The organism is Neobacillus sp. D3-1R, from assembly GCF_052180215.1.
Taxonomy (GTDB): domain Bacteria; phylum Bacillota; class Bacilli; order Bacillales; family Cytobacillaceae; genus Pseudoneobacillus.
Map to the genome: position 1 here is coordinate 2,523,074 of NZ_CP197471.1, position 23,168 is coordinate 2,546,241.

Here is a 23,168-nt window from a genome sequence, read left to right on the forward strand (position 1 = left end):
AATATTAAAATAGCAATCATTGTTAAGGAGATGGGACATATGAAAAAAATGAGAGTCGGGATTATCGGAACTGGCTTTGGAGCAAAAGTTCATGCCCCAATGATGAAATTTCATAGTGGATTTGAAGTAGTTGCGCTTGCAAGTGTGGCACGTGGAAATGTGGAAGAAGCGAAACAAACAAGCGGAATTGAAAATATTTATACGGATTGGAAGCTGATGCTTGAAAACGAACAGCTTGATTTAGTTGTGATTGCGTCTGCAGTCCATCTACATCATGAAATGGTGTTAGCTGCATATGAAAGAGGAATTGACATACTATGTGAAAAACCAATGGCCCTAAATGAAAATCAGACCGTAGAAATGATTACAAAAAGAAATGAAGTTGGAAAACTTGGACTTATTAATCATGAATTTCGTTTTCTTCCCGCTAGAACAAAGGTTAAGGAGATAATAGATAGCGGCGATATTGGTGACATTACTCATATTCGATATATTTGTACATACGCTAACTTCAACACACTTGTATCAAAATCTAGAGGATGGCTAGGGCATGCACAAACTGGTGGCGGTATGTTAGGTGCAATTGGATCTCATATGACGGATTCCTTGCATTGGTGGACAAACAGTACATTTAAAGAAGTGATGGCTAATCTACCTATCCATGTTCCTGTTTCTACTGATCATGAAGGAAATGTTGAAACTAGAACTGCAGATGACGGATTCCAAGTTATCGGTACTCTTGAAAATGGAGCAACCGTTACAATGGAACTTATTTCTTCCGCGCGCCAAACGGCAAATAATTGGCAATTAGAGGTTTTTGGTAAAAAAGGTACTTTAGTCATGTTCGATGACATTAAAGTTTATCTATCAAGAGGTGATGAGTCTCTTCAAGAAATTCAACTTGAAACAGATTTAGAACCACCGAAAGATTTACCCGCTGCTGCTGCCCGCTATTATAATGGATTTAACAGAATGCTTGATGCCCTTTACACAACATTTGAATCAGGCCTACAGCATCCTTACCTTGCTACTTTTGAAAACGGCTTATCGACACAGAGAGTACTTGATGCTATCAGACTTTCAGCAAGTGATGGTAAGAAAGTGACGGTAAAATAGGGCATTTTTATAGAATGACTATATAAAATGTCTAGGTTATTCTTTAAAGAAAAAACTATTTTGGAGGCACCTACAAGAATGGCAACAAAAAAATACTATGTTGTATGGAATGGTAGAAAAACAGGGATTTATGAGTCTTGGGCCGAATGTGAACAACAAACAAAAGGATACCAAGGTGCTCGTTTTAAGTCCTTTCTTTCATTAGAGGAAGCTACAAATGCTTTTCATGCAGGCTATACAAATACATCCTCACAAAAAAAACAAAATACAGCTAATAAAGGAGTATCTATTACTCCATCCGTTGAAATGGACAGTATTTCAGTTGATGCTGCATGCAGTGGGAATCCAGGAATGATGGAATACCAAGGTGTTTATACAAAAACTGGCGAACAACTCTTTCATTTTGGACCTGTTCTGGGTACGAATAATATTGGTGAATTTTTAGGTATTGTTCATGCCCTTGCATTATTAAAAAAAGATGGGAAAGATACAACCATTTATTCAGATTCTCGTACAGCTCTTTCTTGGGTTCGCAATAAGAAAGCAAATACCTCACTTGAAAGGAATAAGAATACTGAAATGGTTTGGGAAATGATTGAACGTGCTGAGAAATGGTTGAAGGAGAATACGTATTCGAATAAAATATTGAAATGGGAAACCAGCCTATTAGGTGAAATCAAAGCAGACTTTGGTCGAAAATAGAATGAAGACAAGTGCCAGTTCTTTTCAATTTGAATCTTACTGGCACTTTTTATTTTTTCATCTTAAAATCTTATGACATTTCTCACATGAAATGGGAAACTTCCACTAATACTAGAAATGGGAGGATGTCTAAATATGATTATTTCTTGGATTTTGGGAATATCCCTATTTTCACAACAATTAAATACTGACAACATAATATTGGTGGGTCCCGAGGGAAAGACAATTGAAACCATCCAACGAGATGAATATCTTTTACCTATCCCTGGTGGTATTTTTATCAATGTCGATCAATATATTCATTTCCTTGAAGCAATGGATCAACAGATTTATAAACCACCAATCAATGCCACTGTAGGAGAGAATGGTAATATTGTTTCAGAACAATTAGGCTATCGTTTAGATCGAGATTTATTAACTTCTAAGCTATATAACCATTTTTTAAATCCCGGGGCTAATATAATTGGTGTCCCTACCATTCCAATTTACCCAAGAGTCGATAGCGAATTACTTTCAACCATTTTAGAAAAGAAAATCGGTACATATATTACTTATTTCAATGCTCATAATGAGAAACGATCTCATAATATAATTCTTGCAGCAGAAGCAATTAATAACAAAGTTGTTTTCCCTGGAGAGACCTTTTCATTTAACCGTGTCGTTGGGAAAAGAACAAAAGATAAAGGTTATCTTCAAGCACCTATTATTGTTAGAGGAGAATTATCAGAAGGAATCGGCGGAGGGATTTGCCAGGTTTCTTCCACTCTTTTTAATGCAGTTGATAATGCGGGTTTGAAAATTATGGAACGGTATTCTCATAGTAAACGGGTTCCCTATGTTCCTCAGGGGCGAGATGCCACTGTAAGCTGGTATGGACCTGATTTTTCCTTTAAAAATAAATTTAATCAACCCATTTTTATTAAAACAAAAGTATATGAAGGAAAATTGGTTGTGTCGATATATTCTTCCGATTTAATAAATAATACACCAAAAAAAATTCCTAGTGCTTCTTCGATCCTACCAAAAGAAATTAATGTTGATATTGGCGTTGATGATGAATAGATGTATAGAAAAAAATGTCCACCCGAAAATGAGTGGACATTTTATTTTATAAGGTCTTTTACCAAAAATAAGGGTATCCGAAATAAGAGTAAGGATATGGATATCCGTAAAATGGATATGGGTATCCAAATCCATAATATGGTGGGAATAATGCACTACCCAATAAACCGCCTAAAACACCGCCGAAGAATGGGCCTCCCCAAAATGGTCCCCATCCGAAGAAAGGTCTGCCAAAGCCGAAAAATGGGCGTCCAAAACCGAAGCCAAATGGTCCTCCAAATCCAAAGAATGGCCGTCCAAAGCCGAAGCCAAATGGTTTCCCAAATCCAAAGAATGGCCGTCCAAAACCGAAGCCAAATGGTCTTCCAAATCCAAAACGGCCAAAGCCACCAAAAGGTCTTATTCTCTCATCAGTTTGTTCAATTGGAGATTGGTTAAAATAATAAAGTTCACTTGGTGAAAACTGTATTTCTGTATTCAAAAGAATCCCTCCTCACTTTTTCACCATATTTGTATGCGTTTGACCTATGAAAATCTTGGGTAAACGCCTTTTAAATAAAAATTTTTAGACATATATCCCATAAAAAAAACACCTATGAAATTCTCCATAAGTGTTTAGTCTATCTAATAGATATCTTGATTAATAAAAACCAAAAAGGAAATGATTAATGCAGCAATCCCCCAAACAGTTAGGACAACCATAGAGAAACCTAAGGACATTCCTTCAATAGGAGGAGCTGTACCCGCTAAATATCCTGTTAAATCTAGATTAATCATAAATAAGTATTTAGCAGATTCCCATGAAGAAACCATATTGCTAAGAATGGCACCAGATATTAAGGCAGCCAACATAATGCCCATCCCGACCGGAGTACTTTTCACTAACACAGAAATTAAAAACGTAATTGTTCCAACTAAAACGGCAACAAACCAAACCAAACTAAACTCCATCAAAAGATACTCCCATTGAGGAATTAATTGTACAGTATTTGTATTCAATTCCCCCGCTTCTATATTGAAACCCGTTAGTATAGGTGCACTCCATCCATTATAGCCAAACACAAATCCAGAAATAAGATAAGAAAGGATTCCAAACATTAAAATAATGATAGAAACAGAAAGGATAAGAGCTAAATATTTACTCATTAATATTTTCCAGCGTTTAACCGGTCTCGTAAGTAATAGCTTGACCGTTCCAGTACCAATTTCAGAGGAAACAAGGTCAGCAGCTACAATCATTACCATTAAAGGCAAAAATAAAGTAATTGAATGTTGAGCAAAATTACGCATAAATGTAGGTGCACCAGGCTCCATTGGATTAATGTTATGATCTAAATAATATTGCTGCTGTTGTACACGTAATTGCAGCTGATTTTTCCACTCATCCGAAATACCACTACTAGTCAAACGGTTTTGGGTGTCAATTATTTGTTGTTGTAGAGTTGTACGCCAATCTACATTCCCAAATTTTTCTTTGGTTCTCTCTAGCTCTTTAAATTGAGCATAGGTGAATAATGCTACAAGAATGGCAATAATCAGCCCTACATATACCATTTTCTTTCTGCGAACAATTTTTAACATTTCATTCTGAATGAGGTTAATCAATGGATTCTCCTCCAGTCATTTCAAGAAACAAATCTTCCAATGCCGGAAGTTTTCTAGTCATTTCTAACACTTCTACGCCATTTTCAATTAAAACTTTATTCCATAAGGGAGATTGGTTTTCAATAAAAGGAGTCATGATCGTACCTTCTCCTGTTTCAACAATCGAACCAAAATTTGCTAAAATTTGCTTCCCTTTCTCATAGGGTGAAACTCTCCAACTGATTTTTTCTTGTAGTGTTAACAAATTTTCAACGGAATCTACTTTTATGATTTCTCCTCGCGTTATAATCGCAACTCTATCACACATTAATTGAATTTCACTTAATAAATGACTAGAAACTAGAACAGTTAACCCCTCTTTTTCGGCTAAATAGCGAATAAACCCCCGCATTTCTCTAATACCCATTGGATCAAGCCCATTAGTTGGTTCATCTAAGATTAATACTTTTGGTTTTCCAAGTAATGCTTGTGCAATCCCAAGTCTTTGTCTCATACCAAGAGAATAGGTTTTAACTGGGTCATGGATACGTTCGTTCAAGCGTACTAATTTCACCACTTCATTTATGTATGTTGGATCAAAGTGTGGCAGCATTCTACCAAAATGTTCTAGGTTTTCCCATCCTGTTAAATATGGATATAATTCAGGGTTTTCAACAATACATCCTATGTAACTCATTGCTTTTGTAAATTGACTTTCTACGTTATAACCACATATTTCAATTATTCCTGAGGTTGGTTTTATCAATCCAACAAGCATTCTGATAGTGGTAGTCTTCCCAGCTCCATTTGGCCCCAAAAATCCAAAAACTTCTCCTCTTTTCAAATCAAAATCTACACTCTTAATAATATCTCTTCTTCCAATCCGTTTTTTCAGCCCTTTTACTGATAATGTTATTTCCTCCATGTTCACTCTCCTTACCATGTTATTAAGGAGGCTACACGCTCTGCAATTAATTTGTAGCCTTCTGCATTTGGATGGAATTTATCTGAATATAAATAATCATTAACCTTCAATTGAAAAAGATCAAAGGTTGGGACAAAAACCGTTTGCGGGAATTGATCCAACAATTCACTTGTTTCAAAATTCCATTGGCGAACAGCTTTTGTTGTGACCTCCGCTTGACTTAAATCGATAAACGGATTATACAACCCTACAAAGAAAATAGTTGCATCTTTGTTGGCAGTTCTTAAAACAAAGATCATTTCTTTCAGATTTACAAGGTATTGTTCTCTTAACTTATCAACATTTTGTTGATTTAGTTTTAGAAGAGTTTGTCCACCTTGAAATAAATCATTGCCCCCAATTGTAATGATAATGATATCTGCTTCTTGAACTTGTCTTTTAATTCCCTCTTGACCTACCTGGTTTAATAGTTGCTTTGAACGAAAGCCTTTTACACCTAAGTTTTGGAGGGTAATTTTTTGTTTTGTTTTTTCTTGTAATTGTTCTACTAGGTAACCAATATAGCCTTTTCCACCTTCATCCCCTGTACCTCTCGTTAATGAATCTCCTAAAGCAATAATTGTTCTATTTTGAGTCTTCTTTGATACTTCATTTACTGGATTCAACTGTTCAATATTGGACTCTTGATGATTAAAAAAGTGGGTTTGGATAGTCCAAATTAATCCAACTGAAAACAATAGTAATGACAAACTGGAAAGAATAATCGTTATTTTTACTGAATATTTTTTCACCATCTTCTCCTACTCCTTTATTGTCTTTATCCCCATGTTTCATATAATTGAGAAATTTCTTCCTCATGTGTAATACCCAAGTCGGAAGGTGTCTCTAAGATGAATGGTATATTCCTAAAATAAGGTGAATTTATAAAGGCATCAAAATGATTTGCAGGTATTTGCCCGTTTTTAAAGATATTTGCATGGCGATCTTTACCGGAGCCAACAGGATATTTTGAATTGTTTAAATGAATAGCTTTTAAATGATTAAAATAGCCCAACTCATGGCCCGTTTGTAGAAACTCATCCAAATTTTCACCCGTCCACACGCTACTGGTATAAGCATGGCATGTATCAAAACAAAAGCCAATTTTTTCAGGATAAGCAGTTAAACTACGTACCTGAACTAGTTCTTCAAGGGTTGTCCCCATTGTGCCTGGTATTCCTGCCACATTCTCAATTAATAATAGTGTTTCACCTTCCCATTGTTCCAAAACTAAATCTAACATCTCAATCATTAACTGATAGCCAGCTAGTCTGTTCGTTGAACTAATATGGCTACCAAAGTGTACGACCACCCCTATAGAACCGCAAGCATTGGCAATTTGTAAATCATTAAGTAAAGATTGAATGGTTAATTTTTTTTTTTCAGAAGATGGTGTGAGACTAGTTGGGTAGGGAGTATGGGCTATACTTACTATTCCTAGTTCTTGACAATATCGCTTACAGTTATCTGTATCTTCTTGATTAAAATCTTTTATAGTTAAGCTCCTTGGATTTTTAGGGAAATATTGATAAGCAGCCCCATTCATGGCGGCTGTTCGTTTCGCTGCACCTAGATACCCTTCTTTAATACTAACGTGGCAGCCAAATATCAAGTTAATACCACCTCTGTTCATCATCATATTTATTTCGATGTCGAGCCGCATAACATGCATCACAAATTGGAAATGAATGCTCAAGAGACAGTTTTTTCCCACAACTCTTACATTTTTTCGTTAGGGTTTTAACTTCCTTTTTTAAACTTTCATGAACATCATCACTAATTCCTGCCCGAAGTCTTTCCCAATAAATTGCTTCTGTTCTTTGACCTAAACGATATAAAAATAAAAGATGCAAACCAATGGCTTTATAGGTCAATTCAAGATCCTCTAAACTTCTCTTTTTAATTCTAGGCTCCGGAAGTTCTTGTCCTTCCACAATAGCAAACATATTTTGTTTCCACTGATTAATTAGTTCAGGCTCTTTTGTTGAAAACGGCATATGTAAAAATCCATACAGGTCAACCAGGGATAGACGTGCATCTATTTCTGTACCACGGATTAGTTCATAAAGCTCACGTTCTTCAGAAAGAGAAGCTTTTTTTGTGCCTTTTGGGCTTTCAAACTTTTCCCATAGTTCGAAAAATGTTCCCAAATCACGGTAATATTTCTGAAACCGTTCAAAGACAGTATTCGTAGGCGCAATTGCAAATTGATTGACAGGAACATCTTCCTTTTCAAGTAACTCCTTCATGATTTTTATATCTGTTAAAAAAGCTACCTTTCCTACATTATAAATCCCTTTACGTCCAGCACGACCAGCTATTTGCTTCACTTCTTGAGAGGTTAATCTTCTTCTTTTTGTACCGTCAAATTTATCATTTTCTAAAAAAACAATTCTCCGAATAGGCAAATTTAATCCCATACCAATTGCATCTGTCGAAACAATTACTTTTGTTTCTCCTTTAATAAATCGTTGTACTTGTTTTTGTCTTGTTTCTGGTGGCATACTTCCATAAATCATACTAACTGTATGACCTGCTCTTTGTAGCCTGGCAGCATACTCCAATACCCGTTTCCTCGAAAAGCAAATCAAGGCATCTCCCTTTTTCACATGGTTCATTTTAAATATTTGGGATTCAACCTCCAGAGGAATTTCACGGCTATACTCATGAATTTCAATATCTGAATCACCTAATAATTTTAAGATTATTGATTTTGCATTTTTACTACCTATGATATGTACTTCATTTGCATTTGCTTTTGTAATGGCTTTATACCATGAAAATCCACGGTCTTTATCTGTAATCATTTGTGCTTCATCAATGACAACTACCTCATAAAAATCCTTTTCATGAAACATTTCTACTGTACAGGAGATATGTTGAGCATCATTAACTACCTTTTCTTCCTCACCAGTTTTGAGTGAACAAGGAGTCCCTTCTGCGTTTAACTTGTCATATACCTCCAGGGCTAATAAACGTAAAGGAGCCAAATATAATCCACTTTCTGCTTCCTTCATTTTTTCGAGTGCGTGATGTGTTTTACCTGTGTTTGTTTCCCCAATATGCAGGACATAGCGAATATTTTTTCCGTAGGACGTGCTGTACTCACGCCCAAATATATCCTCGAGCATTCGGGCCTCTTCCTGTTTCTTTCTTTTTATTTCTGCAAGTTCTTCCAGTTTTCTTTTGGCCCATGAAGCACGGTCTTCCAGGTAGATTTCCTTATGTTTCTCCTCATCAAAAGGTATTTCGGCTAATTTAAGTAGATCAGCTACATACTCTTCTTGAATATCTTTTAGAATATCATCCATGACATTAAGAATGTCTTCTTCCATAAGTTCCTGAACAATCAACTCAGTTATTGGATCACTAAATAACTCCTCATATTGATTTTTTAAAGCATGAGGGAGTCCCTCGATAATCTTTTGTGCAGCAATCTCAAATAAAAAATCACCAATAAACCTTTCATATACAAAGTAATAGATTTCGTATTCAAAATAACTCCTTCCCCCATGTTTTGTTTTATGAATATCACCTGTTAATTCCTCAAAAAAATCTGCTAAAGTTTTATAAGACTCTGGACTAAAGATACCTTGTTCCACAAGTTTAATTTCTAATGCAAAAGTATCTACCTTTTGGAATCTTGTTTTTTGTTGAAAATCTGATTTAAGCTTTTGCGCTGTAAAGCTTCTCACACGTAAATATAAAAATTCTTTTTGCTGTTCAAGTATTTGTAAGGATGAAATCTCTATTTTATCCAAAAGTTCATCTCTCTCAGCAAATAATTGCTCTTCCATATCACGATTTATAAAATAATGTCTGGCCATTTCATACCGCTCGTGCCACTTGTCTTCGTTATTAAAAAATGTTTCCTTTAGCCAGCTGATAACATTAAACGGCTTATAATCTCTCATTTCGTTTCGAAATAAATTATTTATTATCTTTTTGTCAATTCCCTCAACTTCGAATCCTTTATTATGTAAAAATGTCTTTTTTTCATTTTTCGGCACCTTATTTGTTACATGATTTAACCAAACATTGACCCATATTTGTTCTATATAATGACTTCGTTCAGATAAGTACTGTTCGAAGGATGGAATAAATTCTTTTTCTTCTAAATATCGGTCAACATCGTCGTAAACTTTTTGTTTCGTATGTTCAATTGCTAAAGGGTATATCGTTTCTACATGACTCATGGGATCCACCTTTTCTTTTTTTAAAAAATTATATCGTTATTGTGCTACAAATTAGGCAAAATAGTGATCTTTAGACCAGAAGAATTGTTAATATTATAGTCTTACATAAAACGGAACAAACTAAAGGTAATCAGAAATGAAGGGTGGATATGAAATGGAAACAATTGATCCAAAAGATGTTAAGGCAGGCGATGAGGTTTATATTATTTACCATAATCCACATACACCAACTGTTGCAAATATTAAACCAGCTGAAATTGTCCAGCACCCTAAGGATCCGAATAAATTGGCATTGTTTTTAAATGAATCCTTTCATCTAATTGAAGAGGATGATGCTCTCTTTTCTTCTGAAGCATCTGCGGAAAAAGCATTTAACGATATGTATGAAGATTTACTTTAAATGATTAAGAAAAGCGTAAGCGCCTTGGTTGGCCCCGACAAGCAAATGTTCTCTAGCAAGGAAAAAAGAAGTTCATTTTTTCCCTGTAAGAAGTCTGAACTTTGACTTCTTACGCTAGAGTTTATTAGCTAATAAGAAAGGACAAAATCGAAATGATTTTGTCCTTTTTTATAGCATGATTAGGAAATGGTCTTAAAATTTTAAATTTATATCAAGAACAATAGGACAATGGTCACTTCCAAGTATATCCGAATGGATTTGAGAATCTGTAACTATGTCTGCTAATTTTTGGGACAAAATAAAATAATCAATACGCCAACCAATATTCCGTTCTCTAACCTTATTCATATAGGACCACCAAGTATATGCTCCTTCTTGCTCAGGGTATAAATATCGGTAAGAATCGATAAAACCACTTTGTAGCAGTTCATCCATTTTTCCGCGCTCTTCATCTGTAAATCCAGAATTACCTTTATTAGATTTAGGATTTCTTAAGTCTATTTCAGCATGGGCAACGTTAAGGTCACCACACAGTATTACTGGTTTGTTAGTCTCCAAATTCAACAGATATTTTCGCAATTGATCTTCCCATCTTATACGGAAGTCTAGCCTTGCTAAATCTCGCTGAGAATTAGGCGTATAGACATTGACTAAATAAAATTGTTCAAATTCAAGGGTTATTGCTCGACCTTCTGTATCATGCTCTTCAGATTGTATACCGTACTGAACAGAAATTGGTTCTTTTTTTGAATAAACTGCTGTACCTGAATATCCCTTCTTAACAGCATAATTCCAATGTTGTTTATATCCTTCTAATTCAAGGCAAATTTGCCCTTCCTGTAATTTCGTTTCTTGAACACAGAAAATATCTGCATTTACTTCTTTAAAATAATCTAAAAAGCCTTTGTTCGTGCATGCTCTTAACCCGTTCACATTCCAAGATACTAATTTCATAAATTTCTTCTCCTTGCTGATAAAAATACACCATATCCCTATCATATATTTTTTTATGGGATATTCCTAATCTAATAGTTCCCATAAAAAAAAGCGATATAAATATATCACTCTTTGCTATCTGAGAGATATAAATATATTGCTTTTCATTTTATAAATGCTATATTTGAAATCCATTTACTATTCTTCCATTTCGACCTTTTGTTGTGACAGATTGAATTAACGAATTAAGAATTGCTTCCTCTGTGGCTTCAGCCGCTCCAGTAAAAATTTGATTCATTAGAGGGTGATCCTCTCTTAAAAAAGTGCGGCTCTCAATATTATGTTCAGTAAAATGCGAATAACGATTTACAGTTGAAAAGGCAATCACAATATCTCCACTGCCATGACTAAAATGACTGCCCGTTCTTCCTAATCCAATACCGCAACGCTTTGCTACTCTTTGCAGCTGTCGATCACTTAATGGTGCATTTGTAGCTAATACAATGATGATAGAACCATCTGCGGTTTCTGATAAGGCATCTTTAAGCCCATTATTAGCTATTTTGTAAGTATTTAATTGGAATTCCTCTTTTTTCCCAAAGTTACTTAGGACTAAACAACCAATCGTATATATTTGTTGTTCATCCGCACGAACAATCCTCGAGGATGATCCGATACCACCTTTATATCCAAAACACACCATTCCCTTACCCGCACCAATGGCTCCTTCTTCAGCAGTATCATTTGATGCTTTTTTAATAGCTTCAATGGCATGGTCAGGTTTGACTGGAAATAATCGTATTGAATTTAAGTAACTATCGTTGCATTCTCCTGCAACAATATTAATAGTCCCCGTGCTATCTCCAATTTCAGGATTATGTTCTAACATAAATTCTAAAGTTCCTTGTGTAACAGCTGGTATTGCAAAAGTATTTGTTAGCATGATGGGAGACTCAATCAAACCAAGCTCATTTAATTGAACTAGTCCGGTTGTTTTTCCAAAACCATTGATGACATAACTAGCTGCCGTTACTTTGTCTTTAAAAAGGTTTCCTCCATGCGGTAAAATAGAGGTAACACCTGTACAAGCATAGTCTTTGCCTTCATCATCTATCGGAAAGTCAAGTGTTACATGACCAACCTTTACATTCGGAACATCTGTTATACAGTTTTTTCTACCTGTCGGCAAAGCTCCAATTTTCACTCCAGCTTCTCTAATTTTCATCTTATTCCTCCATAGAAGCTAGGTTTTGGCGATATCGTAAGAAGTTTTGATTTGCGAATCCTTCTACTTGACTTTCTGTAAAATGTTTTAAAAGCTCATTAATTAAATTTTGACTCATGGATGCATCTTCTAATCCCTTTACATAAGAAGTAATCCCATCAAAATCAGAACCTAAGCCAATATGTTTTTCACCGCCTAATGAACAAAAATGGTCAATGTGTTTTACTACATCAGCCACAGTTGCATTACCATCTTTTTTTACAAATGGCGGACAATAGACAACATGAATCATGCCGCCTTTACGAATCATTGCTGTAGCCTGCGCGTCAGATAAATTACGAGGATGATCACAAAGAGTTCTAGAGTTGGAGTGACTAGCTATTGGATAATCAGCCAATTCCATGACATCCCAAAACGACTTTTCACTTAAATGTGAAACATCGGTTAGAACTTTGTGTTGATTATTCCACTTAACTAATTCTTTTCCAAATAGAGATAACCCTCCCCCACGAGGTTCCCAAGCCCCATCTGCAGCTAAATTTGCATTATTCCAAGTTAATCCAATAGAACGAACACCCAGTTGATAGAGGATATTTAGTTTTGTTATGTCATTTCCAATCGCATCAACGCCTTCAAGCGTAAGCATTGCTCCGATTTCACCGTCTTTTAATTGGTCAAAATCTGACCATTTTTTAATATGCTTCATCTCTGAATTATGACCAAGTACGTCTTTATAAAAATAATCAATTTGATCTAAAGCACTCTGAAATTTCTGGTCAGACTTTATATCTGGTTCAATAAAAATAGCAAAGCATTGAACCATGATATTTCCCTTTTGTAGTCTAGTCTTATTTGTATTCAACTCATCGGCATCAAAAAATCTAATTTTCCCTTTAGCATCCGCTAGCTTCATGAGGGCATCACAATGTAAATCAATTATTTTCATTTTTTGTCATCCCGCCCGTTTTGTCATTTTTTACTTATATAGTTTCTTCGATAAATTGCTCATAGATTTTTTTTGTCATTTCGCCAGGTTTGCCAGTTCCTATGACCTGATTATCCACTTTTACAATCGGTAAAACTTCAGAAGTTGTACTGGTTATAAATACTTCATCAGCATCTAAAAGTTCTTGTTTAGTAAAGTGCTTTTCAATTAAGTCTATATTTAATTTTTGTGAGATCTTAGTAACAGCTAGTCGAGTTATTCCGTGTAATATATGTTTCGATAAAGGAGTGGTATAAACTTTACCATCTTTAACCATAAATACATTCGAACTTGTTCCCTCTGTCACATAGTCCTCTCTTAATAAAATCGCTTCAAAGCAACCTGCTTCATGAGCTGTTTGCTTTGCTAGTATATTGGGTAGTAAATTTAGTGATTTTATATAACAATTCGCCCATCTTTCATCTTCATGAAATATAGCTGATTCACCTAATGTTCGAACTTCCTCCGAAAGTGCTTTTGTCGGTCTAACAGTCATAGAAATTGAAACTGGTACTTCTGGAAAAAGATGCTGTCTAGTAGCTATACCTCTTGTTATCTGTAAATAAACATTACAATCCTTTAATTGGGATCTTTCGATTGCTTCATTTATTAAACGTGTAAAATCCTCAATTGTTTCAGTAATTGGTAATTTTATAGCCTTTGAACTAGTAATAAGTCGATCTAAATGTTCATTAAGCATAAAAGGGACTCCATTATAAACACGGATTACTTCGTACACCCCATCACCAAACTGGTGTCCCCTTTCATCCAGTGGTAAAACAAGTTCATCTAAGGAAATAAATTTCCCATTTATATAACCAATGCTCATTCTAATCCCCCTCTTCTTCTTCAAACACAAAATCCTTTTATATATTAAAAATAGATGATTTTTATAAAAGAATCCAATTAAATTTTAAAAATATTTGGTAAAAAAAAATGGGGGGTTTCCTTTTGATTTCCTTCTAAAAAAATAACCAGAGGAATCTACTCCTCTGGTAATCTACTTACTTTATTTTAAGCAATCCATTATTTTACTTCTGTGAGATTTCTTGTTTCGCTTTTATTATGAAGAATAGTGGCTTGAGCAGCTGCTAATCTTGCTAGCGGAACACGGTAAGGGGAACAGCTTACATAGTCCAAACCAGTTTTATAACAGAATTCAATAGAGCTTTTTTCTCCACCATGTTCACCACAGATACCTGTTTTTAAGTGCGACTTAGTTTGACGACCAAGATGAACGCCCATTTCGACAAGCTTTCCAACCCCATCTTGATCAAGCACTGCAAACGGATTATCTGGAAGTACCTTATTTTCTATATAGGTTTGTAAGAACTTTCCTTCTGCATCATCACGGCTAAAGCCAAAGGTGGTTTGTGTTAAATCATTTGTACCGAATGAAAAGAAATCCGCTTCTTCAGCAATTTTATCTGCAGTTAATGCCGCTCGTGGTATTTCAATCATTGTTCCAATTAAATACTCAAAATCTTTACCTGTTTCTTCTTTAACTTTAAATGCAGCATCAATGACCAATTGTCTCATTTCTTTTAATTCGTTAACATGACCAACTAGCGGAATCATAATTTCTGGTTTAACATCTAAACCTTTATCTGCTAAATTAGCCACAGCATAAAAAATAGCTTTTGCTTGCATTTCATAGATCTCTGGGTGAATCATACCTAAACGACATCCACGGTGGCCAAGCATTGGATTAAATTCATCTAATTGTCTTACTTTTTTTAGAAGTAGTTCCTTTTTCCTTAATTCAGAAGAATCAGGTTGAAGAATCTGAAGCTTTGTCACTTCAATCAACAATTCTTCTTTATCAGGTAAAAATTCATGAAGAGGCGGATCTAACAAACGAATGGTTACTGGATAACCTTGCATTGCTTCAAATATACCTTCAAAATCTCCTTGCTGCATTGGTAATAGTTTATTTAATGCTTCCTTTCTCTCTTCATATGATTCTGATAGAATCATATCTTGAACAATAGGTATTCTATTCAGATCCATAAACATATGCTCTGTTCTACATAACCCGATTCCACCTGCGCCAAAATCGAATGCCTTTTTAGCATCCTGTGGATTATCAGCATTAGCACGAACTCCTAACTTACGCTCTTGGTCTGCCCATGCTAACAGTAATTGAAACTCATCTGAAAGTTCTGGTTCAATCATAGGGATTTCCCCTAACATGATTTCTCCTGTTGCTCCATCAATTGTTATCGTATCTCCATAGTTTACAAGCGTATCTCCAATAGAGAATTGTTTTGCTTTTAGGTCAATTTTTAAAGCTTCACATCCACAAATACAGGCTTTCCCCATTCCTCTAGCTACTACTGCCGCATGACTTGTCATACCTCCACGGCTTGTTACGACTGCCTGTGCAGCTACAATCCCATGAATATCATCCGGAGTTGTTTCAGGACGAACTAGTATAACCTTCTTACCTTCGTTTGTTAAGCTTTCTGCTTCATCCGCATCGAAAACAACTTGGCCAGTTGCTGCTCCTGGAGATGCAGGTAAACCTTTTGCGAGAATTTTCCGTTCAAATCCATCGTCAATACGTCTGTGAAGAAGTTGGTTTAATTGATCTGGATCAACACGAAGAAGAGCTGCTTTTTTATTGATTATTCCTTCTTCAACCATCTCAACTGCAATGCGAATGGCTGCCTGCGCTGTTCTTTTACCTGTTCGTGTCTGTAGGATGAATAGTTCTCCACGTTCAACTGTAAATTCAATATCTTGCATATCCTGATAATGCTGTTCAAGACGTTTACTAGTCTCAGCAAATTGCTGGAACACATTAGGCATTTCATCTTTAAGTGTTAGTATAGGCTGTGGTGTACGGATTCCTGCCACTACGTCTTCACCTTGGGCATTAATTAAATATTCCCCATATAAAATATGTTCCCCAGTTGATGGGTTTCTAGTGAATGCAACACCAGTTCCCGAGTCGTTACCCATGTTACCAAAAACCATACTTTGAATATTAACAGCTGTTCCTAAATGATCTGGAATTTTATTTAAGCGACGATATACGATAGCACGCTGATTATTCCAAGAATCGAAAACTGCATTAATTGCGAGAAATAATTGTTCTTTTGGATCCTGTGGAAATGATTTACGATTATGTTTTTTAACTATATCTTTATAGCCTTTAATGACTTCCTTCCAATCTTCAGCAGTCATTTCAGGGTCTGAAGAATATCCTTTGTGTTGTCGAGTTTCTTCTAAATATTGCTCAAAAAAGAATACATTTATATCTAACACCACATTAGAAAACATTTGAATAAAACGACGATAAGAATCATAAGCAAACCGTGGGTTATTTGTTAATTTCGCCATGCCTTCTACGGTTTCGTCATTCATCCCAAGATTCAAAATCGTATCCATCATTCCTGGCATTGAAAATACAGATCCTGAGCGAACGGAGACTAATAATGGGTTTTCAGGATTACCAAATTGTTTACCTGTTTTTTCTTCAAGGGCATACAGTGCGTCTAATACTTGAGCAGTTACTTCACTGGGGATTGTCTTTTCTGCTTCATAATAAGAATTACAAGCTTCTGTTGAAATAGTAAAACCGAAAGGAACAGGTAATCCAATTTTCGTCATTTCTGCCAAATTGGCGCCTTTCCCCCCTAAAATTTCCTTCATTCCACTATGACCTTCGTTAAACAAATAAACAAATTTACTCATTAGTTAGCTCCTCTCACTTTTTAAGTAATCTAAAATTAGGTTTGCTGTTTCCTCTATTGCCTTATTGGATACATTAATGATAGGACATCCTACTCGTTTCATAATTTTTTCAGCATAATCTAATTCTTCAAGGATACGTTCAAAGCTAGCGTAATTTGCCTGAGAAGTTAATCCGAGTGCTTTTAATCTTTCTTTACGGATGTCATTCAATTTATCAGGTGAAATAATAAGTCCCACACATTTATTTCTTGGTACTTCAAACAATTCATCTGGTGGTGGTACTTCTGGTACCAATGGTACATTCGCAACCTTTAATCGCTTATGAGCTAAATACATCGAAAGTGGTGTTTTAGAAGTGCGAGAGACACCTATTAAAACAATGTCAGCACGTAAAATGCCACGAGAATCTCGCCCATCATCATACTTCACTGCAAATTCTATAGCTTCAATTTTTCGAAAATAATCTTCATCAAGCTTACGCATCATTCCCGGTTGATTACTTGGTTTCTTATTAAATTTCTGAATAAATGCATCCATTAAAGGATTCATTAAATCTACTGCAATGATTCCTTCTTCTTTTGCTCTTCGATCCATGTAATCTTTTAAACTTGGTATGACAATGGTATAAGCTATAATGGAATGACTTTGGTTAGCAAGTAGAATAACATCTTCAATATCCTCATTGTCTTCTACATATGAATTCCGCCGAATTTCAACATTCCCACCATTAAATTGGGTTGCTACTGCTTTTACAACAAATTCGGCCGTTTCACCCACTGAGTCTGAGACAACATAAACTACCTCTTTTTGGTTCAAGATCGTTCCCACTTTCTTATTGATTATCTTTCAATCATTTCAAGGAATGCTCTAGTTATCGTCGTTTTCGTAATTCGACCAATCACTTCATATGTAGAAGATCCTTTATCTACTTCTCTTACAACTGGTAAAGAATCTATCCGATTTTGTATAAGTTTTTTAGCTGCTTCTAATAAAGTTTCTTCAGATCTAGTGGTAACAATATTGGGCATACGAGTCATAATAACACTGATGGGTAAATCATTTAAATTTTTATTTCCAATAGCCGCTCTAAGTAAATCTTTTCTTGAAATAACACCCACTAAATAGCCATTCTCATCCACAGCGTACAACGTTCCTACATCCTCTAAAAAGATTTGAACAATACCATCATAAACAGAAGTAGATTTTTGGATGACAATTGGGTGAGCTTTATAATCCTTAACTAGCTGTTCGGTAAACTTAGCTACTTGTAAATTAATCTCAGTTTCTTCATTTAAATAGTAACCAACACGAGGTCTTGCTTCTAAGCTTCCAGACATCGTAAGGATGGTTAAATCAGGACGTAAAGTTGCACGGGTTAAGGATAGTTTCTTTGCAATATCCTTACCAGTAATAGGACCTGCAGTTTTAACAATTTCCAGAATTTCTTCTTGGCGCTTTGTTAGTTTAATAAGAATCACCACCTTCGGTAAATAAACATAATGTGTTATACTGATTTCCGTTGTGATTAATTGTGTTATACTTATTTTATATTTAGTATATACCATTTATTCAAAATACGAAACAATGAGTTTTAAATTTTTTGTTATATAAAACTTTGAATTTACTAAATTCAAACAAATAAAGACCCTATCCCAATTATTTACTAGGATAGGGTCTTGTAAAATATCTTTAATTCATCCATTGCTTTTGGACTTGTTCTTTAGCTACTCGTAAAATCTCTTCCTCACTTGTATATTTATCCACAATTACATTGGTTTGATAACACTTTCCTTGATAAACAACATTAATAGTATACTGTATCACATTCAAAGCTCCCTTCATTCTTTTTTCGTATAAAAAAAGCTTTTTCTTTTGAAAAAAGAAAAATTAGATATTTTAAATAAAATCACTAGAGGATATAGATTAATATATTTATTTCTTAAATTTTTATGTGAACCAAAATTAGGAAAAATAAAATAATACATCCATTAAAAAAGGAATATCCTAATGCGGAAATTCCTTTTCTAGACATTATTTTTGACAATTCGAGCAGTAGAATGTTTTTCTTGAAGAAATGGAACCTTTCAAAATCTTGTGACCACATCTTGGGCAATCTTGACCTTCGCAATCATAAACTTTGCAAAGGTTGTTATACCCTCCTGTTAAAGTATCCCCTTTATAGAGTGGATTCTCCATATATCCTCCATGTTTGGTTGCATCACGAAGCACATATTGAATAGAATGGTATAATGTGTTTACCTCATTTGAATTGAGATTTTCTATTCCTCTAGTAGGTAATACTCCTGCATGAAAACAAATTTCGTCTGAATAACAATTACCTATTCCTGCAATCCATTGCTGGTCCACTAATTTTGTTTTCAGACGACCTCTTCGGTTTACCACTAATGCTTCGAAAGATTTAAGTGTAAATGCTAAATCCAAAGGTTCTGGTCCCAAGTCTGATAATTCTTTTTCCACTAGATCTCTTGAATTATACAAATGTAAGTAACCAAGTCGGAGTCCAATAAAATATAAATGCTCTTGACCAAATGTAAACTGAATTTGAACAGTTCTTTTTGGTTTATCTTCCTGTGTTCCGTAAAACATCCAACCGCCTAACATCAAATGTAAAAGCAAGATATTCCCATTTTCAAGGTAGAATATTAGATGTTTTGCTCGTCTTTCAACATTTATTATTTTTTGACCCTGTACTTGATTAAGAAATATTTCAGGTGATACATTTATAGATTTTTCACGATTCACTTGAACAGATGTAATTGTTTTTCCAATTATTTTTTGACTAAGTATAAATTTGTAATTTTCCATTTCAGGTAATTCGGGCATATTATATCCTCCGTTCCATAAAAAAAGACACTTTATAGTAGTGTCTTCTGTGAAAATGAAAACTATTATAAATTGATACTTGAGTTTTAAAAAGTGAATTTTCTTTTGTATAGAACACCTATTTAAGTATATAATGACAAGTTTTTTTAGATTTGGTGTTTTTGACAATAACCATCAATTAGTCCTTCAATAAAATCCATCTCAGGAAATTTTCCGGCAAAATTAAATTGGAGTTCTTCAACAAATGAACCATTATGATAAACATGAATGGCTCCTTTTTGATTGATTACACTAAATTCGGGTTCAAAAATATACCCATTACGCTCAACAGCTCCCATAGTCACTACTCCTTATGTCCATATTATTTCACTAATTTTCTCTAAAGATTATTCTTTTACTTTTTACTAATTTTTAATCTACATATTATGTTATTAATGGGTAAACCTAAATAGCAGAAATTATTAAAAGGAAGGTAGTGAGAATATGAAACAATCATCAAACAAAAATCATTCTCAACAATCTATTGAAAATGTAAAATCCTATCAAGAAAAAAACGATGAAATTTTCGAGAATGACACTCTAAAGAATCGCCAACCTACCCCACAACCTAAAGAATATGATGAAATTGAATATTAAAAATTATGGCTTGTAGTTTTCCTACAAGCCTACATGATTAGTCTAGGTAGCTGACTATAAATATCGACAATCTCCTCTATTCTCATTCTTACTAATCCGCTTGAAGATGGGGCAACAAACTCAGTCGTTCCATCCACTAACGCATGCGACTGAACACCCCAAGGAACTTCTTTTCTTCCACTGTATTCTTGGTAAACACCTTTCCCAACAAAACATATAATTTTTGGTTTAAAAACCTCAATTTTATGTCGTAATTCCTCTTGTCCTTTTTTATACTCTTCTTTCGTTATTTCTTGTGCGGTTTTTGTTGGCCTTGTAACAATATTCGTTAAACCATAGCCTAAATCAAGTAATAAGTAATCTTCATTTGTTGTATATTTTCTCGGAGTAAGACCTGCCTTGTGTAAAATAGTCCAAAATCTGTTATTAGGGTTGGCAAAATGATGTCCTGTCTCACTAGAACGAATACTCGGATTAAAACCAACAAACAAGATTTTTAAATTAAATTTAATATGATCAGAAATTGGCTTCATTTAAACACGTCCTTATTCATACAATAAGCGTTATTCTAATGTAGCAGATAGTTGGGATTTAAGGAATTGACCAATCGCTTCGGAATCTAACCTTGCCGCTACATATGGAGGTCTAACTCGATTAGCCCCTTCCAACGGTAAACCAAGCCATAATATTCTTTCATCTATTAAAACAAAAGGAAATGGAATATCACTAGTAAAGGAACTATCTGATTTCAAATGCTGGTTTGTATGGGGAGATAACAATGTTAGTGTAACTCCGACATTCCTCTTGTTTAAAATGGTTATCCACTCACTAGACAATAAATTATCATTATGTATCGAAAGAAGGATAGAGTTTTGAGAATGTAGAATATCATCCGTTACTGTTTCTAGCCTCTTTGCATGAATCCAATTTAACCTTGGATGTTGATTTTTAATCCACGATCCAATATCTTTTTGAAAGATTGCCTGTCTATTTTCAAGTTGATGTTCTACAAGCTTCCTTAATGTTTTCAATTTACTTATTTTTTCTTTTATAAAAGAGGAGTCGCTTACATGAATAAACTTTCCTTTTGTTCTTGTAATCGCAACATTAATCAATCTCTCACTATCTTGGCCAACCAATAACACACCCGGTCGGTCTAAAGGGTAACTATCAACGGTATCAAATATCATAACATCACGCTCACTGCCTTGGAAACGATGTACTGTAGCTGATATGATATCTGTTTCGCTTCTTTCTTTTCGAAGTAGGTCTTCTAATAAGGTTTCCATCAAAATCGATTGTGATCGGTATGGTGTCACATAACCTATCGAATTTATTCCTGATAAATAAGATTCATAAATAGCTTGAAAAGAGATGAATAACTGCCAAAGATTAAATCTTGAATTAGATGTCTTTTCGGTCATGCAATGATTTCCATTAAAACTTACGTCCACTAGAATAGATGAAAAATTTGGGAACGGTGCTAACTGAGCCAGTTCATTACGTGACTTTTCTACCGAGGCATGATCACTAACAAGTGAATGATAAATATGTTTATTGGTAAAAGCAGATATATCCGGGTGCATTCGCCGTTGTTCCCTTAATAATACCAAATGAGGATGAAGTTTTAATTGATTTACCGATTGGTTAACCCCTGATTTTTGAAAAATATCCTCCCGTAGCCATTCATTAATAAGTGCATGTTTACCTGCAGCAATCGGAGGCAATTGTTTAAAGTCTCCACAAATAATAATCCTTTTAGCTAGACTAGCTGAAAAAGCAATTTGAGGCACATATGCCATACTAGCTTCATCAATGATGACTAAATCAAACTCCTTTTCATAAATCGCAGGATCACTTGCCGCTTTCGCTAATGTGGCACCAATAATTTTAGCCTCTTTTACAAATTGGATTTCTTTTTGTCTAATCTTTTCAAGAATATTCCCTAACTTCACCTCTATATCAAGCAGACTTTCCGTATCTCTTTTGCTGAAGGACCTAGTTAAGTCTTGTTTAATTTGTTTTCTTTCTATCGTCAATCGTTCTTTTTCTCTTGCTAAACCTGGTTCAAAAGTTTGGAGTAAATCGATGGTTGTGATCGTTTGGTGGGATAGAAGGTTGCCACCAACATTGGTGCCGTAACGAAAAATGTCTCCTTCTTTGAATCTTCCCTTTTTCTGTATAAAAGAAGATATTTCCGCCATTAAAACATCTATCGCTTGATTACTATGTGCCAAAATTAAAATTCTTTTTCCATGAATATATTTATTAGAAGCCACCCTCGCAAGAGTATAGGTTTTACCCGTACCAGGAGGCCCCCAAACAAAAGTAACAGGGTTAAACTGAGAACGTAAAATTAATTCATGAACATTGGATTTAATATTATCTAAAGGATGTTTTGATTCCTCGTTGGGTTGAAGAACTCTTTTTACCCTCATCCGTTTTTTCTTGCTTTTTTTTATTTCATCCAGCCTTTCGGTGAGTTGCTCTAATAATTCCCAAGGGTCATGAAAAAGGAATACCTCCGATAACCTTTCACCAAAATTGGCTTCCACTTCAACTATAACGTTATTTCCTTCTGATGATAGAATTCGCCCACTAACTTGTTGTTTTCCCCATACAATCTTTACTTTTGCACCAACTGGTACTCGAATGGACATGGTAGATTCAAAAAAATAGGTAATGGTATTATCCTCCGCACGTATTAACCTTCCATTTATTAATATGAACTTACTACTTCCATATTTTTTTAAATATTGAATTTCAGCCTGTAAAGCTTTCTGCATTTCAGTAATTAGAAATCCCACTTTTGAAATCAT

The 23,168-nt window shown here is 34.8% G+C and carries 23 protein-coding genes; 5 read left to right on the forward strand and 18 right to left on the reverse strand.

The features are described from left to right. The first annotated feature begins 39 nt into the window (after window positions 1-39). The 3 genes from ACSBPO_RS12940 (at window position 40) to ACSBPO_RS12950 (ending at window position 2,880) form a co-directional block, all read left to right on the forward strand. Window positions 40-1,116 (forward strand): Gfo/Idh/MocA family protein, encoded by a 1,077-nt coding sequence (locus ACSBPO_RS12940; protein ID WP_442593876.1) that lies wholly within the window; start codon window positions 40-42, stop codon window positions 1,114-1,116. A 78-nt stretch (window positions 1,117-1,194) separates the two neighbouring features. After that, window positions 1,195-1,818: a ribonuclease H1 domain-containing protein gene (locus ACSBPO_RS12945; protein WP_442593878.1), complete on the forward strand. Its 624-nt coding sequence runs from the start codon at window positions 1,195-1,197 to the stop codon at window positions 1,816-1,818. Window positions 1,819-1,953: 135 nt separating this feature from the next. After that, window positions 1,954-2,880, forward strand: a complete 927-nt coding sequence (locus ACSBPO_RS12950; protein WP_442593880.1) for a VanW family protein — start codon at window positions 1,954-1,956, stop codon at window positions 2,878-2,880. A gap of 58 nt (window positions 2,881-2,938) precedes the next feature. On the opposite strand, the gene ACSBPO_RS12955 is transcribed toward ACSBPO_RS12950, so the two are convergent. The 6 genes from ACSBPO_RS12955 to ACSBPO_RS12980 form a co-directional block, all read right to left on the reverse strand. After that, window positions 2,939-3,283 carry a hypothetical protein gene (locus tag ACSBPO_RS12955; protein ID WP_442600364.1) on the reverse strand — a complete coding sequence of 115 codons (345 nt, stop codon included), beginning with the start codon at window positions 3,281-3,283 and terminating at the stop codon, window positions 2,939-2,941. A 221-nt stretch (window positions 3,284-3,504) separates the two neighbouring features. Next, a complete protein-coding gene (locus tag ACSBPO_RS12960) occupies window positions 3,505-4,485 on the reverse strand; it encodes an ABC transporter permease subunit (RefSeq protein ID WP_442593882.1) in 981 nt (326 codons plus the stop codon). Next, window positions 4,478-5,389 carry an ABC transporter ATP-binding protein gene (locus tag ACSBPO_RS12965; protein ID WP_442593884.1) on the reverse strand — a complete coding sequence of 304 codons (912 nt, stop codon included), beginning with the start codon at window positions 5,387-5,389 and terminating at the stop codon, window positions 4,478-4,480. The genes ACSBPO_RS12960 and ACSBPO_RS12965 overlap by 8 nt, the downstream gene beginning before the upstream one ends. 11 nt (window positions 5,390-5,400) lie before the next feature. Beyond that, complete coding sequence (locus tag ACSBPO_RS12970) at window positions 5,401-6,183, reverse strand: GDSL-type esterase/lipase family protein (protein WP_442593886.1); 783 nt, start codon at window positions 6,181-6,183, stop codon at window positions 5,401-5,403. A gap of 23 nt (window positions 6,184-6,206) precedes the next feature. Next, window positions 6,207-7,040: a deoxyribonuclease IV gene (locus tag ACSBPO_RS12975; RefSeq protein ID WP_442593888.1), complete on the reverse strand. Its 834-nt coding sequence runs from the start codon at window positions 7,038-7,040 to the stop codon at window positions 6,207-6,209. A 1-nt stretch (window position 7,041) separates the two neighbouring features. After that, window positions 7,042-9,624, reverse strand: a complete 2,583-nt coding sequence (locus ACSBPO_RS12980) for a DEAD/DEAH box helicase (RefSeq protein WP_442593890.1) — start codon at window positions 9,622-9,624, stop codon at window positions 7,042-7,044. A 154-nt stretch (window positions 9,625-9,778) separates the two neighbouring features. Between ACSBPO_RS12980 and ACSBPO_RS12985 the strand changes: the two genes are divergently transcribed. Further along, on the forward strand, window positions 9,779-10,024 hold the full coding sequence (locus ACSBPO_RS12985) for a transcriptional regulator SplA domain-containing protein (RefSeq protein WP_442593892.1): 246 nt from the start codon (window positions 9,779-9,781) through the stop codon (window positions 10,022-10,024). Window positions 10,025-10,216: 192 nt separating this feature from the next. Here ACSBPO_RS12985 and ACSBPO_RS12990 read toward each other — a convergent pair whose 3' ends face one another. The 10 genes from ACSBPO_RS12990 to ACSBPO_RS13035 form a co-directional block, all read right to left on the reverse strand. Beyond that, window positions 10,217-10,978, reverse strand: coding sequence for an exodeoxyribonuclease III (locus ACSBPO_RS12990; protein ID WP_442593894.1), 762 nt, complete (start codon window positions 10,976-10,978; stop codon window positions 10,217-10,219). Window positions 10,979-11,138: 160 nt separating this feature from the next. Beyond that, complete coding sequence (locus ACSBPO_RS12995) at window positions 11,139-12,185, reverse strand: DmpA family aminopeptidase (protein ID WP_442593896.1); 1,047 nt, start codon at window positions 12,183-12,185, stop codon at window positions 11,139-11,141. Between the two features lies 1 nt (window position 12,186). After that, a complete protein-coding gene (locus tag ACSBPO_RS13000) occupies window positions 12,187-13,131 on the reverse strand; it encodes a dipeptidase (RefSeq protein WP_442593898.1) in 945 nt (314 codons plus the stop codon). 34 nt (window positions 13,132-13,165) lie between these two features. Continuing rightward, window positions 13,166-13,999 (reverse strand): D-amino-acid transaminase, encoded by an 834-nt coding sequence (dat, locus tag ACSBPO_RS13005; RefSeq protein ID WP_442593900.1) that lies wholly within the window; start codon window positions 13,997-13,999, stop codon window positions 13,166-13,168. Window positions 14,000-14,196: 197 nt separating this feature from the next. Continuing rightward, on the reverse strand, window positions 14,197-16,869 hold the full coding sequence (gene ppdK / locus ACSBPO_RS13010; protein ID WP_442593902.1) for a pyruvate, phosphate dikinase: 2,673 nt from the start codon (window positions 16,867-16,869) through the stop codon (window positions 14,197-14,199). A gap of 3 nt (window positions 16,870-16,872) precedes the next feature. Continuing rightward, window positions 16,873-17,685 carry a pyruvate, water dikinase regulatory protein gene (locus tag ACSBPO_RS13015; protein WP_442593904.1) on the reverse strand — a complete coding sequence of 271 codons (813 nt, stop codon included), beginning with the start codon at window positions 17,683-17,685 and terminating at the stop codon, window positions 16,873-16,875. A gap of 23 nt (window positions 17,686-17,708) precedes the next feature. Next, entirely contained in the window at window positions 17,709-18,344 is a 636-nt protein-coding gene (locus ACSBPO_RS13020) for a helix-turn-helix transcriptional regulator (RefSeq protein WP_442600365.1), read from the reverse strand. A gap of 214 nt (window positions 18,345-18,558) precedes the next feature. Further along, window positions 18,559-18,693 carry a BA3454 family stress response protein gene (locus ACSBPO_RS13025; protein WP_442593906.1) on the reverse strand — a complete coding sequence of 45 codons (135 nt, stop codon included), beginning with the start codon at window positions 18,691-18,693 and terminating at the stop codon, window positions 18,559-18,561. Between the two features lie 207 nt (window positions 18,694-18,900). Further along, complete coding sequence (locus tag ACSBPO_RS13030) at window positions 18,901-19,713, reverse strand: Fpg/Nei family DNA glycosylase (protein ID WP_442593907.1); 813 nt, start codon at window positions 19,711-19,713, stop codon at window positions 18,901-18,903. Between the two features lie 146 nt (window positions 19,714-19,859). Then, complete coding sequence (locus ACSBPO_RS13035) at window positions 19,860-20,051, reverse strand: YbxH family protein (protein ID WP_442593909.1); 192 nt, start codon at window positions 20,049-20,051, stop codon at window positions 19,860-19,862. Between the two features lie 145 nt (window positions 20,052-20,196). On the opposite strand from ACSBPO_RS13035, the gene ACSBPO_RS13040 reads away from it, so the two are divergent. After that, window positions 20,197-20,349, forward strand: a complete 153-nt coding sequence (locus ACSBPO_RS13040; protein WP_442593911.1) for a hypothetical protein — start codon at window positions 20,197-20,199, stop codon at window positions 20,347-20,349. 29 nt (window positions 20,350-20,378) lie between these two features. On the opposite strand, the gene ACSBPO_RS13045 is transcribed toward ACSBPO_RS13040, so the two are convergent. After that, on the reverse strand, window positions 20,379-20,882 hold the full coding sequence (locus ACSBPO_RS13045; RefSeq protein ID WP_442593913.1) for a mismatch-specific DNA-glycosylase: 504 nt from the start codon (window positions 20,880-20,882) through the stop codon (window positions 20,379-20,381). A 30-nt stretch (window positions 20,883-20,912) separates the two neighbouring features. Then, window positions 20,913-23,168, reverse strand: coding sequence for a DEAD/DEAH box helicase (locus ACSBPO_RS13050; protein ID WP_442593915.1), 2,256 nt, complete (start codon window positions 23,166-23,168; stop codon window positions 20,913-20,915).